The sequence below is a fragment of the Variovorax sp. SRS16 genome, from assembly GCF_901827165.1.
In the GTDB taxonomy this organism is placed as follows: Bacteria; Pseudomonadota; Gammaproteobacteria; order Burkholderiales; family Burkholderiaceae_C; genus Variovorax.
Map to the genome: position 1 here is coordinate 711,126 of NZ_LR594666.1, position 15,561 is coordinate 726,686.

General features: G+C 70.3%; 14 protein-coding genes. 8 read left to right on the forward strand and 6 right to left on the reverse strand.

What is annotated here, in order from left to right:
• Nucleotides 1-25: 25 nt before the first annotated feature.
• Together E5P2_RS03500 and E5P2_RS03505 are read right to left on the reverse strand one after the other, a co-directional pair.
• Nucleotides 26-1,792, reverse strand: a complete 1,767-nt coding sequence (locus E5P2_RS03500) for a DUF6600 domain-containing protein (RefSeq protein ID WP_162565772.1) — start codon at nt 1,790-1,792, stop codon at nt 26-28.
• A gap of 42 nt (nt 1,793-1,834) precedes the next feature.
• Nucleotides 1,835-2,797 carry an extracellular catalytic domain type 1 short-chain-length polyhydroxyalkanoate depolymerase gene (locus E5P2_RS03505; protein WP_162565773.1) on the reverse strand — a complete coding sequence of 321 codons (963 nt, stop codon included), beginning with the start codon at nt 2,795-2,797 and terminating at the stop codon, nt 1,835-1,837.
• Nucleotides 2,798-2,896: 99 nt separating this feature from the next.
• Between E5P2_RS03505 and E5P2_RS03510 the strand changes: the two genes are divergently transcribed.
• On the forward strand, nt 2,897-3,313 hold the full coding sequence (locus tag E5P2_RS03510) for a rhodanese-like domain-containing protein (RefSeq protein WP_162565774.1): 417 nt from the start codon (nt 2,897-2,899) through the stop codon (nt 3,311-3,313).
• A 120-nt stretch (nt 3,314-3,433) separates the two neighbouring features.
• Here the strand turns inward: E5P2_RS03510 and lysM are convergent, their stop codons facing one another.
• The gene (gene lysM / locus E5P2_RS03515) at nt 3,434-3,907 is read right to left on the reverse strand and encodes a peptidoglycan-binding protein LysM (protein ID WP_162565775.1); all 474 of its coding nucleotides are present in this window, start codon (nt 3,905-3,907) and stop codon (nt 3,434-3,436) included.
• A 123-nt stretch (nt 3,908-4,030) separates the two neighbouring features.
• On the opposite strand from lysM, the gene E5P2_RS03520 reads away from it, so the two are divergent.
• On the forward strand, nt 4,031-4,804 hold the full coding sequence (locus E5P2_RS03520) for a type III pantothenate kinase (protein WP_162565776.1): 774 nt from the start codon (nt 4,031-4,033) through the stop codon (nt 4,802-4,804).
• Here the strand turns inward: E5P2_RS03520 and E5P2_RS03525 are convergent.
• Nucleotides 4,801-6,069: a DUF445 domain-containing protein gene (locus tag E5P2_RS03525; protein WP_232080562.1), complete on the reverse strand. Its 1,269-nt coding sequence runs from the start codon at nt 6,067-6,069 to the stop codon at nt 4,801-4,803. The two genes, E5P2_RS03520 and E5P2_RS03525, sit on opposite strands and share 4 nt — an antisense overlap.
• The gene (argE, locus tag E5P2_RS03530; protein ID WP_162565777.1) at nt 6,021-7,229 is read right to left on the reverse strand and encodes an acetylornithine deacetylase; all 1,209 of its coding nucleotides are present in this window, start codon (nt 7,227-7,229) and stop codon (nt 6,021-6,023) included. Before argE ends, E5P2_RS03525 begins: the two co-directional genes overlap by 49 nt.
• A gap of 82 nt (nt 7,230-7,311) precedes the next feature.
• Between argE and E5P2_RS03535 the strand changes: the two genes are divergently transcribed.
• Together E5P2_RS03535 and E5P2_RS03540 are read left to right on the forward strand one after the other, a co-directional pair.
• Nucleotides 7,312-8,496 carry a M20 aminoacylase family protein gene (locus E5P2_RS03535; protein WP_162565778.1) on the forward strand — a complete coding sequence of 395 codons (1,185 nt, stop codon included), beginning with the start codon at nt 7,312-7,314 and terminating at the stop codon, nt 8,494-8,496.
• Nucleotides 8,493-9,599: a M14 family metallopeptidase gene (locus E5P2_RS03540; protein WP_162565779.1), complete on the forward strand. Its 1,107-nt coding sequence runs from the start codon at nt 8,493-8,495 to the stop codon at nt 9,597-9,599. The genes E5P2_RS03535 and E5P2_RS03540 overlap by 4 nt, the downstream gene beginning before the upstream one ends.
• On the opposite strand, the gene E5P2_RS03545 is transcribed toward E5P2_RS03540, so the two are convergent.
• Nucleotides 9,596-10,723 carry an ABC transporter substrate-binding protein gene (locus E5P2_RS03545; protein WP_162565780.1) on the reverse strand — a complete coding sequence of 376 codons (1,128 nt, stop codon included), beginning with the start codon at nt 10,721-10,723 and terminating at the stop codon, nt 9,596-9,598. The two genes, E5P2_RS03540 and E5P2_RS03545, sit on opposite strands and share 4 nt — an antisense overlap.
• Nucleotides 10,724-10,771: 48 nt before the next feature.
• Here E5P2_RS03545 and E5P2_RS03550 point away from each other — a divergent pair, with 48 nt between their 5' ends.
• The 4 genes from E5P2_RS03550 to E5P2_RS03565 are packed head-to-tail and all read left to right on the forward strand — an operon-like array spanning nt 10,772 to nt 15,558.
• On the forward strand, nt 10,772-12,829 hold the full coding sequence (locus E5P2_RS03550) for a molybdopterin-containing oxidoreductase family protein (RefSeq protein WP_162565781.1): 2,058 nt from the start codon (nt 10,772-10,774) through the stop codon (nt 12,827-12,829).
• Nucleotides 12,826-13,983, forward strand: coding sequence for an aminopeptidase (locus E5P2_RS03555; RefSeq protein WP_162565782.1), 1,158 nt, complete (start codon nt 12,826-12,828; stop codon nt 13,981-13,983). Before E5P2_RS03550 ends, E5P2_RS03555 begins: the two co-directional genes overlap by 4 nt.
• Complete coding sequence (locus tag E5P2_RS03560; RefSeq protein WP_162565783.1) at nt 13,976-14,320, forward strand: polyhydroxyalkanoic acid system family protein; 345 nt, start codon at nt 13,976-13,978, stop codon at nt 14,318-14,320. The genes E5P2_RS03555 and E5P2_RS03560 overlap by 8 nt, the downstream gene beginning before the upstream one ends.
• Complete coding sequence (locus E5P2_RS03565) at nt 14,317-15,558, forward strand: CaiB/BaiF CoA transferase family protein (RefSeq protein WP_162565784.1); 1,242 nt, start codon at nt 14,317-14,319, stop codon at nt 15,556-15,558. The genes E5P2_RS03560 and E5P2_RS03565 overlap by 4 nt, the downstream gene beginning before the upstream one ends.
• The last annotated feature ends 3 nt before the right edge of the window (nt 15,559-15,561 follow it).

Below are 15,561 nucleotides of genomic sequence, written 5' to 3' on the forward strand. Positions count from 1 at the left end.
CGCGGGCCCGCGCGCTCGTGGAGGGCTACGAGCCGCCCGGTTCGCGGCCCTGTGCGCCGTTCTGGAAGCGGGTGTCGCCGGGTCGACGTTGCTGTTGTTGTTGCTGCTGCTGAGGTTCGCGCGGTTGCGGCGGTTGCTGGGGCGGTGCAAGGCCGGGCGGCAGGCGAAGCGTGTTCTGCCGCTGCAGCTGTTGCATCTGCTGGGCCTGCTGCTGCGCGCGCAGGGCTTGTTGCTGCTGCAGCTGGATCTGCTGAGCCTGCTGTTGCTGAAGCTGCATTTGCCGAGCCTGCATCTGCGCCGCCTGCTGCTGCAATTCCTGCTGTTGCCGGATCGCTTCGCGTGGCTGAAGCTGTGGCGGCCGCGGCGCAGGCGGCCGCGGCGCAGGCGGCAGCCGCAGCGGGCCAGGCGGCGGGCCGCCGCTCTGCAGCGTTCGGCCCTGCGCAATGCCCGGCGGCAGCGCGCCGGCCGGACGGCCGGGGGCGCCCGTGCCGCGCTCGCCGCGCAGTGGAACCGGCGGCGCCGTGGCCGCCGCGATGGCCGGCACGCGCGCATCCGGCAGCCGGAGGATGTCGCGGCGCGTGATCGGCGCGCGGCCGAACAGGTCCAACGGCACGATCGTGACCGCGCCCGGTGCGCGCTGGTTCGCGAACTCGGCATTGCGCGCCGCGGCCTGGCGGTTCGCGGCGAGCGAGCGGTTGGCCTCGTCGATGTAGCGTTGGCTGGCCCGAAAGCCCGGCTGCCAGGCTTCGCCCGGCGCCAGCGGGAACCAGCCCACGCCATTGCGGCCGCCGCCGATCGACAGGGCAGCACCGGCACCACCGATGAAGCCCACCAGCGCCGGCGCATACACCGGCCGCGCGTTCGGGCGGCCCGGCACCCAGCACCAGCGCCGGCCGATGCGCGCCCAGCGTCCGTAGTGGAAGGGCGCGAACCCCCAGGGCGCCGCGTCGACCCAGGTCCAGCCCCAGGGCGCGACGTCGACCCATTGGCCGTCCTGGTAGGGCGCCCAGTCGGCGTCGACGTCGCGCGGATACCAGACCTCGCCGTAGTCCGGATCGCTTTGCCAGTCGCCGTAGTTGTCGAGCTGCTGGTAGCCGGCCACTTCGCGCGAGACGTAGCGGGCCGAGACCGACTGGTCCTCGAGCCGGCTGCGCTCGGCCACCCAGCGCTCGAAGGCGTCGGCGCCGGCCTGCACCGGCGTGCCGCTCACGGCCGCGAGATGGCGGCCCGACACGGTCAGCTGCTGGCGGCCGCCGAGCTGCAGGGATTCGCCGCCTTCTCCGTACAGCGTCGCGTTGCCCGAGGCGACCGCGACGTGGGTGATGTCCGAGTCCGGATCGGCATCGATGCGCAGGTCGGCCGCTGCGTCGATCACCACGGCGAGGTTGCCGGTGTCGATCTCGAAGCGGCTGCCCGCGAGATCGCCACGCACCCGCGCGGCCACGCTGCCCTGCAGCGCGGTGAGGCGCGCCGTGTCGTCGCTCAGCTCGGAGAGGGCGAGCTCGGTCTGCTCGTCGAGCCGGACCGCGGTGGATCCGATGTACAGCTCGGCGCGCGCGCCGCGGTCGGTCCAGAGCCGGTCACCGGTGGTGAGCGGCCGGTTGGGCGCGGCGTCGTACCAGCTGTCGTCGCCGGCCGGCGAGAAGCTCACCGTGCCCTGGTGGAAATTCAGCTGGGCGACGCGGCCGGGCGGATCCTGCTGCGCCAAGGCCTGCGGGCCGGTGAAGAGCAGCGCGAGCCCGAGCAGCCATGCAATGCGCGGTCGCGGCTTCGAAGCGAGAGGGTGATGCATCGACGGATCCTTCCTGTCTGCGGATGCAACGCGCGAGTCGGCCTATCGGTCTTTGTCGGCGCGCTTCGGCATCGGATGCGCGAGGAAGAAGCGCAGCATCTCGGCGCTGGCGTCCGGCCCGGCCGGATCGGTGAACGAGCCCGCGGCACTGCCGCCGGCCCAGGCGTGGCCCGCGCCGTGCAGCAGCCACGCTTCGACATCGATGCGGCCGCGGGCATCGGCATATTGGCGGCGGGTGAAGGCCTGGCCCTGCGGCGAACGGCCTTCGCTCTGCCGCGGCGCCGCCGCGCCGCCCTCGCGCTGTGCGAGCGCGGCCGCCACCACGCGCTCGCCGTTGAGGGGATGCACCGTGCCATCGGCATCGCCGTGGAAAACGATGGTCGGCGGCGCCGGGCCGACGGCCGGGGCGTCGGCCGGCGCTGCGGCCGGCCCGTCCTTCATCACGGCGAGCGCGGACATCAGGTCGTGCGCCGCGCCGGCCGTCAGGCCCGAATGCACGCCGACCGCGGCGAAGAGCTCGGGATGCGTGCGCCCGAGGATGTCGGCCATCGCGCCGCCCGCCGACAGGCCAGCCACGTAGACGCGGCCGGGGTCGGCCGCGTGCACGTCGATGACCTCCCGCGTGAGTGCCGCCAGCAAGGCGGGTTCGCCGCGATCCGCGCGCTGGTGCTGGGTGATGAACCAGTTCCAGCATTTGCCGGCGTTGGCGCGCGGCGACTGCGCCGGATACAGGACCAGGAAGTCGCGCTCGGCGGCCAGCCGGTTCATCCCGGTGCCGGTGGCGAAGTCCTCAGGGTTCTGGGTGCAGCCGTGCAGCATCACCACCAGAGGCCGCGGCGTGCCCGTGCCTCGCGCCGGCACGAACAGCTTGTAGGCGATGGCGCGGCCTTGCTGCGAGAAGGTGCCGTCGGTCCATTGGTCCGGGCCGAGCGGCGGTGCGGCGCGTCCGAGGCCGGACAGCAGACGGCGGATCGCGCGGCCCAGGCGTTCAAGAAATGAATTCATCGCAGACGTGGGAAGGGTGGAGAGGCGGGGAGGGTTTCATGAAGGGCCGAGAATCGGCAGTCTCAATGAACGCAAGGATCCGTCAGGATGGGAATCGCCATGACAACGCAGAATTCGAAGCCGGCCCAAGGTTATGCCGGCGACGTGACGCCCGAGCAGGCCGCCGAGTGGATGCACAGCGGCCAGGCGGTGCTGGTCGACGTGCGCAGCGACGCGGAGCGCGAATGGGTCGGCTATGTGCCGGGCGCGGTCGCGCTCGCATGGAAGCAATGGCCGGGCATGGCGCCGAACGCCGGCTTCGACGAGGGCATTCGTGCCGCCGTGCCGGCAGGCAAGAAGGCCGTGCTGCTGTGCCGCAGCGGCGTGCGCTCGATCGCCGCCGCGAAGCGCGCCACCGAGCTGGGCATCGAGGCCTACAACATCCTCGAAGGCTTCGAGGGCGACGCCGACGAGCAGGGGCACCGCGGCCGCAAGGGCGGCTGGCGCCTCCGTGGTTTGCCCTGGAAACAAAGCTAACCCCCAGGCTTCGCGCACTGCGTGTCGCTTCGCCAACCCCCTTGCAGGGGGCAACACCTGCGGCCCGACGAAGCCGGTTCCGCGGTGTTCCACGAAAGGGGCGAATGGTGGCCCGTGTGCTTACGTGCCCAGTGGAGGTATGCGCAGCTTCTGGCCGGGATAGATCTTGTCGGGGCTGGTGAGCATCGGCTTGTTGGCCTCGAAGATCGCGTTGTACTTGTTGGCATCGCCGTAGTACTGCTTCGAGATCGCCGACAGGGTGTCGCCCCGGACCACGTCGTGGTACTGCGCCGGAGCGGCCTCGGGTGCCGTCAGGTTGTTGTCGACCTGCGTCACGTTGTGCACGTTGCCCGCGGCGAGCGAAGCCTTCTCGCTCGCTTCCTGCGAAGGCGCCTGGCCCGAGAGCGTCACCACGCCGGTGGCGGCGGCATAGGCCACTTCGAGGCCGGTCAGGCCGAGGTTCTGGGTTTCGATGTAGGTCTTGATGGCCGTGGCCGCCACCTGCTCCGCATCCGGACTCGGTTCCGCGGCCTGGGCGGTCGAGCCGCCGAACAGTTTTTCTCCCGCTTCCTTGATGAAACTCAGCAAACCCATGGTGTTCTCCTTGCGCCGTGGTTGAGGTTGAGCAGGCACTTTAACGTCTGAACATGACGGCTGCGCGCAGGCGGCTCTCCGATGTGCAAGCGCCCGTAAGCACAACTCGCAATAATCCCGCGCATGGCATTCCTCGCGATCGACATCGGCAACACCCGCCTCAAGTGGTCCCTCTACGACGCGGCGCGGCCGGGCGCCGTGCTGCAGGCGCACGGGGCCGAGTTCCTCGACCACATCGAGCGGCTGGCCGAAGGCCCCTGGGCCGACCTGCCCGCGCCGGCGTCCGTGCTGGGCTGCGTGGTGGCCGGCGATGCGGTGCGGCGCCGGGCGGAGGAACAGCTGGGCGAGCGCTTCGATTGCTCGCCGCAGTGGGTCGTCGCCAGCGCGGCCGAGGCCGGGATCGTCAACGGCTACGACCATCCGACGCGCCTGGGCGCCGACCGCTGGGTGGCGATGATCGGCGCGCGCCACCGCATGCTCCAGCAGGGGCCGGCGCGTCCGATGGTGGTGGTGATGATCGGCACCGCGGTCACCGTCGAGGCCGTGGACGCCGACGGCCGGTTCATGGGCGGCCTGATCCTGCCGGGCCACGGCATCATGCTGCGCGCGCTCGAATCGGGCACGGCCGGCCTGCATGTCCCGACCGGCGAGGTGCGGCCCTTTCCGACCAACACCAGCGATGCGCTGACCAGCGGCGGCACCTATGCGATTGCGGGCGCCGTCGAGCGCATGGTGCAGCACGTGCGGGCGCATTGCGCGGCGGAGCCGGCCTGCTACATGACCGGCGGCGCGGGCTGGAAGATGGCGCCCAGCATGAACGGCGATTTCGAACTCGTCGACGGCCTGATCATGGACGGCCTGCTGGTGATCGCCGAGCAGCGTTCGCTCGCCTCCTAGCCCTTCCAGACCTGGGTCAGGGCATGGATGCCCAGCCCCACCAGGCCGCCGACCAGCGTGCCGTTCACGCGGATGAACTGCAGGTCGCGCCCGATGTGGCGCTCCAGCTCGACCGTCATCTCGCCGGTGTTCCATTCGGCCACGCGCTCGACGATGTAGCGCCGGATGTCCTCGCGGTAGCGCTCGATCGCGCGCGGCGCGGCATCGACGATCTGCTCGTTGATCCAGCGCCGCATCGCGGGGTCCGCCTGCAGCCGTGCGCCCAGCGCGCGCGCCATCGCGACGATGCGCTGGCGGATGCTGGAATCGTCGCGGGCCAGATCGTCGTGCAGCCAGGCCAGCAGCTCGCTCCACAAGCCGTGCAGGTAGTCGCCGAGCGCCGGGTGCGATTGCAGCTCGTCGCGGATGGTCTCGCCGCGGCGCTGGAAATCCGGATCGGTCTTGAGGCGTTCGACGAAGTCCGTCATGTAGCCATCGAAGCGCAGCCGCAGCGGATGCGCGGGCTCGGCCGCCAGCTCGGCGATGGTGCGGGCCGCCGCGGCGACGATCTTGCGCGTAGCCAGGCGTGCAGCGACCTGGTCGAGGCCGACGTAGCGCAGGGCCTTGATCTCACGCGCGATCGCGTCGGCGATCTGCGTCTGCACGTCGTCGCCTTCGACAACCTGCGCGACCTGCGCCAGCACGTCGTCGAGCAGCGCCTGGTGGCGCCCGCCGGCCGTCAGCGCATCGAGCGCCTGGCCGGCCAGCTTCGCGACGTCGACCTGCGCGAGCCCCGCGCTCGCGATGCGGCCGAGGAAGTCGCGCACGCGCGCATCGTCGAAGGCGCCGAGGCCGTAGCGCGCTGCAGCCACCAGGATCTCGCCCAGCTTCGCCGCGCGCTCGGGCCGCGCGAGCCAGTCCGCCAGCCGCGCAGCGGGATCGAACTGCGCGAGCTTGGCCAGCACCTGCGGCGTGCTGAGGAAGTTGTCGACGATGAAGCCCGCGAGCTTGGCGCCGATGCGGTCCTTGTTGGCCGGGATGATCGCGGTGTGCGGAATCGGCAGGCCGAGCGGATGGCGAAACAGCGCCACCACCGCGAACCAGTCGGCGATCGCACCGACCATCGCTGCTTCGGCGAAGGCGGCGACGTAACCCCAGGCCGGGTGTCTGGCTTCGAGCGCCGCTGCCACCGCGTAGAGCAGCGCGGCGGCGCACAGCAGGCCCAGTGCGATCCGTTTCAGCGGATCTCCCTGGTCTTTGCAAGCTGCTGAAGAAATGCCTCGCAACGTGCCAGCTGTGCCAGCGTCACGAACTCGTCCGGCTGGTGTGCCTGCACGATGCTGCCCGGGCCGCAGACCACGGTCGGGATGCCTGCGCCCTTGAAGATGCCGGCCTCGGTGCCGAAGGCGACCAGGGTGGTGCGCGGCTCGTCGGCCAGGCGCTGCGCGAGCCGCGTCACCGGGTCGCTGGCCGAGCCCAGGAAGCTCGGCACCTCGCAGAGGGTCTCGAAGCTGAAGCCGGCATCGGGCGCGACCTTCTTCATGCCGGGCTCCATGTGGGCGGCATAGGTCGCGATCTCCTTTTGCATCAGCAGCGCATCGGCGGTGGGCAGGTTGCGGAATTCGTAGCGGAACTCGGCGTCGCGCGGCACCACGTTGTCGGCGATGCCGCCGTGGAACTGGCCGACACTGGCAGTGCTGTAGGGCACGTCGAAGCCCTCGTAGCGCGGCTCGTCGCGCTCGAAGCCGTCGGCCATGTCGCGCAGCTTGCCGACCACGCGCGCGGCCATCTCGATGGCGTTGACCGACTGCGGCGTGAGCGACGAATGCGCCTCCTTGCCCCGCACGCAGCAGCGGTAGCGGTAGACGCCCTTGTGCGCGATCGCAGGCACCATGTGGGTCGGCTCGCCGATGATGCAGGCCAGCGGATGGATGCGCTGGTCCTTCATGTCGGCGATCAGCTCGCGCACGCCGAAGCAGCCGACCTCCTCGTCGTAGCTGAAGGCGAAGTGCACCGCGAAGGGCGAGTCGCTTTCGATGAAGCATTCGGCATTGGCCAGCGCGATCGCGATGAAGCTCTTCATGTCGGCCGCGCCGCGTCCGTAGAGCCGCGGCTCCACGGCAGTTGCTTCGTCGTCGTCGTTGTCCTGCGGCCAGTCCTGCACGATGGCCGAGAGCGGGTCGACGCTCCAGTCCTGGCCGTCCCACGGCACGGTGTCGGTGTGGCCCGAGAGAATCACGCCGGCCGGCTTGCCGGCGCCGAGCGTGGCGAACAGGTTGGCCTTGGTGCGGTCGGCGTTGTAGGTGAGCCGGCTTCGAATGCCCAGCCCGGCGAGGTGGTCGCGCGCGAAGTCGATCAGCTCGAGGTTGCTGTTCGCGCTGACGGTGTTCATGCGCACCAGGGTCTGCGCGAATTCGAGGCTGCGGGCTGAAAGCGGATGGGCCATAAAACCATCTTGGCACACCCCAAAGCTCTTCGCACACCCCAGACCTACCCACTTCGTGTGAGAGTGGGCCTAGACTGTGCCCATGAAACTCATCGATTCCCTCGTCACCCAGGCGGCAGGCATCGCTGCGGTCCGACGCGATCTGCACGCCCATCCCGAACTCTGCTTCCAGGAGGTGCGCACCGCTGACGTGGTGGCGGCCAAGCTCACCGAATGGGGCATCCCGATCCATCGCGGGCTCGGCACCACCGGCGTCATCGGCATCGTCAAGAACGGCAGCAGCGGCCGCGCCGTGGGCCTGCGCGCCGACATGGACGCGCTGCCGGTCACGGAGCTCAACACCTTCGCCCATGCGAGCCAGCACAAGGGCAAGATGCACGCCTGCGGCCACGACGGGCACACCGCCATGCTGCTGGCGGCGGCGCAGCATCTGGCCAAGCACCGCAATTTCGACGGCACGGTCTACCTGATCTTCCAGCCGGCCGAGGAGGGCGGCGGCGGCGCGCGCGAGATGGTCAAGGAGGGGCTCTTCGAGCAGTTCCCGATGGACGCCGTGTTCGGCATGCACAACTGGCCGGGGATGAAGGTCGGGCAGTTCGCGGTCAGTCCGGGGCCGGCGATGGCGTCGAGCAACGAGTTCTTCGTCACCATCCGGGGCAAGGGCGGCCATGCTGCGCTGCCGCACACGGGCGTCGATCCGGTGCTGGTGGCCTGCGAGATCGTGCAGGCCTTCCAGGCCATCATCACGCGCAACAAGAAGCCGACCGATGCCGGCGTCATCTCGGTCACCATGATCCATGCGGGCGAGGCCACCAACGTCATTCCCGACACCTGCCAGCTCCAGGGCACGGTGCGCACCTTCTCGCTGGAGGTGCTCGATCTGATCGAGGCCCGCATGCGCCAGGTCGCCGAGCACGTGTGCGCCGCCCACGACGCGCAGTGCGAGTTCCGCTTCCACCGCAACTACCCGCCGACCCTCAACTCCGTCGACGAGGCCCGGTTCGCGCGCCGCGTGATGGCCGGCATCGTCGGCGAGGAGAACGTGCTGGTGCAGGACCCGGCGATGACGGCCGAGGACTTCGCCTTCATGCTGCTGGCCAAGCCCGGCGCCTATGCCTTCATCGGCAACGGCGACGGCAGCCACCGTGCCGCGCAGCACGGCGGCGGCCCGTGCATGCTGCACAACGCGAGCTACGACTTCAACGACGATCTGATCCCGCTGGGCGCCACCTGCTGGGTGCGGCTGGCCGAGGAGTTCCTCCAATGATCGGAATTGCCGAAGCCTTCTCGTCGCGCTATGCCCAGGCGCGCCAGAAATTCCTGCAGGCCTGCGCCGACGCGGGGCTGGCCGTGCGCTCGCATGCCCATCCGCTGAAGGGCCGCGACGGCGAAGCGCTGGCGATGGATGTCGCGCTCGACGGCGACGCGGATGCCGAGCGCCTGCTGATCGTCACCAGCGCCTGCCACGGCGTCGAGGGTTACTGCGGCAGCGGCGTCCAGGTGTTCGCGCTGCACGACGCCGAATGGCGCGAGAAGGCCCGCGCGCAAGGCGTGGCGGTGCTGTACGTGCATGCCCTCAATCCGCACGGCTTCTCGCATGGGCGGCGCGTGACGAACGAGAACGTCGACCTGAACCGCAACTTCATCGATTTCTCCCGGCCCGCGCCGGTCAACGCCGCCTATGCGGAACTGCACGCATTGCTGCTGCCCGAGGTGTGGCCGCCCGATGCCGGCAATCAGGCCGCGATCTCGGCGTGGATCGGGCAGCACGGCGTGACCGCCTACCAGGCCGCGGTGAGCGGCGGCCAGTACCAGTTCGAGGACGGCCTCTTCTTCGGCGGCAAGTCGCCGACCTGGAGCAACGCGACGCTGCGCGAGGTGCTGCGCGCAGAGGCGCAGGCCGCGCGCAGGCTGGCCTGGATCGACCTGCACACGGGCCTTGGCCCCAGCGGCGTCGGCGAGCGCATCTTCGCCTGCAGCGACGACAAGCCGGCCTACCAGCGCGCCAATGCCTGGTGGGGCACGCCCGCCGCGCCGGTCACCTCGATCTACGACGGCTCCTCGACCTCGGCCTTCCTGACCGGGCTGATGTGGACGGCGATCTACGAGGAATGCCCGCGCGCCGAATACACCGGCATCGCGCTCGAATACGGCACCCTGCCGATCCTGGAGGTGACCGGCGCGCTGCGGGCCGACCACTGGCTGCACAAGCATCCGGAGGCGCCGGCGGAACTGGCCGCGTCGATCCGCGCGCGGATGCTGGAGGCGTTCTACACGGACAGCGACGCCTGGCGCGGCCAGATCATCAGCCAGGCTCGGCAGGCCATGTTCCAGGCGGTGGATGGCCTCGCCGGGAGCGCGGCAGGCTAGGTCCGGACTCTTCCGTCGCCCGTGATCATCGACAGCTCGACGAACTTCGAAGCCACGTGGTTGCGCGGCGAGAACGACACCTCGAAGCCGCCGAACTGCTGGCGGTCGATGCTTTCCAGTCCGGCGATGAAGCCGTCGCGCGAGACCTTGCCCGAGGGCGCGCGCCGCAGGCCTTCGACCAGCACCTTGGCGGCCAGATAGCCTTCCATGCTCGAGTAGTTGGCCTTGGTCGCGCCGTCGGTCTTGCTCGCCGCCTCGACGAACTCGCGCGTGATCGCGTTGGCCGGGCTGTAGGGCGAGGGCACCACCTGCGTCACGACCACGCCGGCGCCGTCCTTGCCGAGTTCGTCCGCCAGCGCCTGGGTGCCGACGAAGGACACGTTGAAGAAGGTGCCGCCATAGCCCTCCTTGCGCGCCGCGCGGATGAAGGCGGCGCAGGCCTTGTAGGCGCCCACCTGGACCACCGCATCCGGGCCCTTGGCCGTGATGGTCGCCACCGCCGCCGCGACATCGACCGAATTGCGCTCGACCGTGGCCAGCGCGATGGGCTTCAGGTTGAGCTGGGCGAGCGCGAGATTCACGCCGTCCAGCCCGGCCTTGCCGTAGGCATCGTTCTGGTAGAACACCGCGATCTTCCTGAGCCCGAGGTTGGTGAGCTGCTTCACGATCACGGCGGTCTCGTCGTTGTACGAGGCGCGCAGGTGGAACACGTTTCTGTGGAAGGGGTCGCGCAGGGCCATGGCGCCGGTGAAGGGCGCGATGAAGGGCAGCTTCGCATCGACGGCCAGCGGCAGCGCGGCGAGGCTGGTGGGCGTGCCGATGTAGCCGAACAGCGAGAACACGTCGTCGTCGATGAATTGCTTCGTGTTGGCGGCGCAGCGATCGGGCTCGTAGCCGTCGTCCAGAAATTTGATCACGACCTCGCGGTGGCCCGGCTGCGCGTTGTACTGGTCGAGGTAGAGCTTCGCGCCCTGGTAGAACTGGATGCCGAGCTGCGCGGCCGGCCCGGTGAACGGCGCCGACTGGCCGAGCACGATCGGCGTCTCGGCCTGTGCCCGCGCGATGCCGAAGCCCCCGAGCGCCGCTGCGCCCGCGGCGAGTGAAAAGTGCCTGCGATCCATCATCGAAAACCCCTTCACGCGCATCCGCGACGCACAACTTAGACTCGCCCGATGGTTCTTGCCCCGGTCGACGCCATGAACTCCCTCATCCAAGTACGGGGCGCCTGCCCCCATGACTGCCCCGACACCTGCGCGCTCGTGACGACCGTGCAGGACGGGATCGCCGTCAAGCTCCAGGGCAACCCCGCGCATCCGCACACGGCCGGCGTGCTCTGCACCAAGGTCTCGCGCTACATCGAGCGCAACGACCACCCGGAGCGCATCGTTCGACCGCTGAAGCGTTCCGGCCCCAAGGGCAGCGGACGCTTCGAGCCCGTCTCGTGGGAGTCCGCGCTGGATGACATCGCCGCGCAGCTGGAGCGCCGCAGACGTAAAAATCCCGAAACGATTGTGCCCTACAGTTACTGCGGCACCATGGGCCTGGTGCAGGGCGAGTCGATGGATCGTCGCTTTTTCCACAAGCTCGGCGCCTCGCTGCTGGACCGGACGATCTGCTCCAGCGCCGGCGGCGAGGCCCTGGGCTACACCCTCGGCGGCAAGGTCGGCATGCGGGTCGAGTTCTTCGCCGAGGCGAAGCTGATCCTGATCTGGGGCAGCAACTCGATCGCCAGCAATCTCCATTTCTGGCGCCACGCGCAGGCCGCCAAGCGCGCCGGCGCCCGGCTGGTGTGCATCGATCCGCGCCGGACCGAGACCGCCGACAAGTGCGACGAGCACCTCGCCCTGCTGCCGGGCACCGACGCCGCGCTGGCGCTGGCGCTGATGCACGAGCTGGTTGTGAACGACTGGCTCGACTCCGACTACATCGCACACCACACCCTGGGCTGGGACGCGCTGCGCGCGCGTGCGCTGCAATGGCCGCCGGCCCGCGCAGCGGCGGTTTGCGGCGTGCCCGAGGCGCAGATCGCGGCGCTGGCGCGCGCCTATGGCACCACGAAGCCGGCGGCGATCCGCCTCAATTACGGCATGCAGCGCGTGCACGGCGGCGGCAATGCCGCGCGGGCCATCGCCTGCCTGCCCGCGCTGGTCGGCGCATGGCGGGATCGGGCGGGCGGGCTGCTGCTGAGCAGCTCGGGTCAGTTCCCGGTGGACCGCGCCGCGCTGCAGCGGCCCGATCTGCTCGCGGGCCGGCGGCCGCGCACCATCAACATGAGCGCCATCGGCGATGCGTTGCTCGATACGGCGAACCCCGTCGACGCCCTCGTGGTCTACAACAGCAACCCGGTCGCCGTGGCGCCGGATTCCGGCAAGGTGGTGGCGGGCTTCGCGCGCGAGGACCTGTTCACAGTGGTGCTCGAACAGTTCCAGACCGACACCGCCGACTATGCCGACTACGTGCTGCCGGCCACCACGCAGCTCGAGCACTGGGACATCCACACGAGCTATGGCCACACCGATGTGATGCTGAACCGGCCCGCGTTGGCGCCGCGCGGCGAGGCGCGCAGCAATGCCTGGGTGTTCCGCGAGCTGGCGCGGCGCATGGGCTTCGACGAGCCCTGTTTCTCCGACGATGACGAGACGCTGTGCCGCCTCGCGTTCGCGCGCGAGGCCTCGATCGACTTCGACCAGCTGATGGCGCAAGGCTTCGTCCGCCTGGACCTGCCCGATGCGCCGTATGCCGAGGGCCGTTTCCCCACGCCCTCGGGCCGCTGCGAATTCTTCAGCGCGCGGCTGGCCGCGCAGGGCCAGGACGGCCTGCCCGACCACGTGCCCAACCATGAGCCGGCGGGCAGCTCCACCGAGTTTCCGCTGGCGATGATTTCCCCGCCGGCGCGCAACTTCCTCAATTCGACCTTCGTCAATGTGCGCAGCCTGCGCGCGATCGAGGGCGAGCCGCTGCTCGAGATCAACGAGGCCGACGCCGCGGCGCGCGGCATCGAGGACGGTGCGACGGTGCGCGTCTTCAACCCGCGCGGCGAGTACCGCTGCCGCGCCGAGATCTCGCGCCGCGCTCGGCCGGGCGTGGTGCACGGCCTCGGCGTCTGGTGGCGCAAGCTCGGGCTCGATGGCACCAACGTCAACCAGCTCACCAGCCAGCGGTTGACCGACATCGGCCGCGGGCCGACCTTCTACGATTGCCTGGTGCAGGTCGAGGCCGCCGCATCATGAGTCGTCGCCGCTGGGCTGCCGCAGCGGCATTGGCCGGCGTTGCGTGCGCGACGCTGCTCGCGGGCTGTGCCGACGCCAGCTACTACTGGCAGTCGGCCAGCGGCCATCTGAACCTGATGCGGGCCGCGCGCCCCGTGCCGCAGTGGCTGCAGGATCCGTCCACCTCGGCGGCGCTCAAGGCCAAGCTGGAGCTCACGCAGCGCATCCGCCGCTTCGCCGTCACCGAACTCGGCCTGCCCGACAACGCGAGCTACACCCGCTATGCCGATCTGCATCGGGCCGCCGCGGTCTGGAACGTGGTCGCCGCGCCGCCGTATTCGCTCACGCTCAAGACCTGGTGCTTTCCGATCGTGGGCTGCGTCGGCTACCGCGGCTACTACGACGAGGCGGCCGCCAAGGCCGAGGCGGCGTCCCAGACGACGCAGGGCCTGGAGGCCGTCGTCTATCCCGTGCCGGCCTATTCGACGCTCGGCTGGATGAACTGGCTCGGCGGCGACCCGCTCCTGTCCACCTTCATCGGCTATCCCGAGGGCGAGCTCGCGCGCATCGTGTTCCACGAACTGGCGCACCAGGTGCTGTACGTGCCCGGCGACACCATGTTCAACGAGTCCTACGCGACCGCGGTCGAACGCATCGGCGGCGCACGCTGGCTGCGCACCCAGGCCGGCGAGGCCGCGCGCGCGGAATACGCGCAGTTCGATGCGCAGCGCCAGCAGTTCCGCGCGCTGGCCGCCGACACGCGGCGCGTGCTGTCCGGCATCTACGATTCCAGGGAAGCGAAGGCGCAGGACTGGCCGGCCGTCGAGGCCCGCAAGAAGGCCGCGATGGACGAGTTCCGCCGCCGCTACGCCGCCTTGCGCGCCACCTGGAGCGGCCCGCGCCAGGGCGCCTACGATGGCTGGGTCGCGCGCGCCAACAACGCCCTGTTCGGCGCCCAGGCCGCCTACGACGACCTGGTGCCCGCATTCGAAGCGCTGTTCGAGCACGAGGACGAGAACTGGCCGCGCTTCTATGCCGAGGTCAAGCGCCTGGCCGCGCTGCCGCAGGACGAGCGCGTGCCGGCGCTGAAGGCGGAGACCGCCACCGCGTCCACGGCCGCGCGGCCGGCCCCGGATTCCGACAACCACAACAACCATGGAGGCCCCGGTGCCTGATATCCACATCGAACGCCAGCACACGCTGGGACTGGCTGCCGCCCGCGGCATCGCCCGGCAATGGGTGCAGAAGGCCGAGCAGGACTACGGCGTGGCATGCAGCTACGACGAAGGCGAGCGCTGCGACCTCGCCCGGTTCTCGCGCGCCGGCATCGACGGCACCTGCGAGGTCACGGCCGACACCATCACCCTCCGTGCGACCCTGGGCTTTCTCTACAGCAGCTTCAGCGAGCAGATCGAGCAGCGCCTGACGCAGAACCTCGACGCGCTGATGGGCACCGGCACCGACGACGCATCCGTCGACGACGACGCCTACAACGACAAAGACTGGAAGTGAGCAACGGTCCCGCAACGGCGCCGCCGGCGGCCGGGCCGCTCGCCGGGCTCAAGGTGATCGAGCTCGGCCAGTTGATCGCCGGCCCCTTCGCGGCCCGCACGCTGGCGGACTTCGGCGCCGAGGTGATCAAGATCGAGGCACCGCGGGGCGGCGACCCGCTGCGCCAGTGGCGCCTGCTGAAGGACGGCACCTCGGTCTGGTGGCAGGTGCAGTCGCGCAACAAGCGCTCGCTCGCGCTCGACCTGCGCGAGCCCGAGGCGCAAGCGATCGTGCGCCAACTGGCGGCCGATGCCGACGTGCTGATCGAGAACTTCCGCCCCGGCGCGATGGAGGGCTGGGGGCTCGGCCCCGACGAGCTGCTGGCGGCCAACCCGGCGCTGGTGATGCTGCGCATCAGCGGCTACGGCCAGACCGGCCCGTACCGCGACCGGCCCGGCTTCGGCGTCGTGGCCGAGGCGATGGGCGGGCTGCGTCATCTCACCGGCGAGCCGGACCGCGTGCCGGTGCGCGTGGGCGTCTCGATCGGCGACACGCTGGCCTCGCTGCACGGCGTGATCGGCGTGCTGCTGGCGCTGCAGCATCGCCGCGCGACGGTGAGCGCGCAGCATCCGCGCGGATGCGGACAGGTGATCGATGTCGCGCTCTACGAGGCCGTCTTCAACTGCATGGAAAGCCTGCTGCCCGAGTACAGCGCGTTCGGCGCCGTGCGCGAGGCCGCCGGCAGCGCGCTGCCGGGCATCGCACCGACCAACGCCTACCGCTGTGCCGACGGCGGCTACGCGATCGTCGCGGGCAACGGCGACAGCATCTTCCGCCGGCTCATGCGCTGCATCGGCCGCGACGATCTGGCAGCCGACCCCGCGCTGGCCGACAACGCGGGCCGCGTGGCGCAAGTGGCGACGCTCGACGCGGCGATCGGCGCCTGGACCGCCACGCGCACGGTCGATGCCGTGCTCGATGCCCTGGCCGCGGCGCAGGTGCCGGCCGGCCGCATCTACACCATCGCCGACATCGCCGGCGATCCGCACTACGCGGCGCGCGGCATGCTGCAGCAGGTCGAGATGGCCGACGGCAGTGCGCTTGCGGTGCCGGGCTTCGTGCCGAAGCTCTCGCTGACGCCGGCCTCGCATCGGCGCAACGCGCCGGCACTGGGCGAAGACACCGATGCGGTGCTGCGCGAAGTGGGGCTGAGCGAAGCGCAGATCGCCGCGCTGCGCGAGCGGGGCATCGTCGGCTAGCGC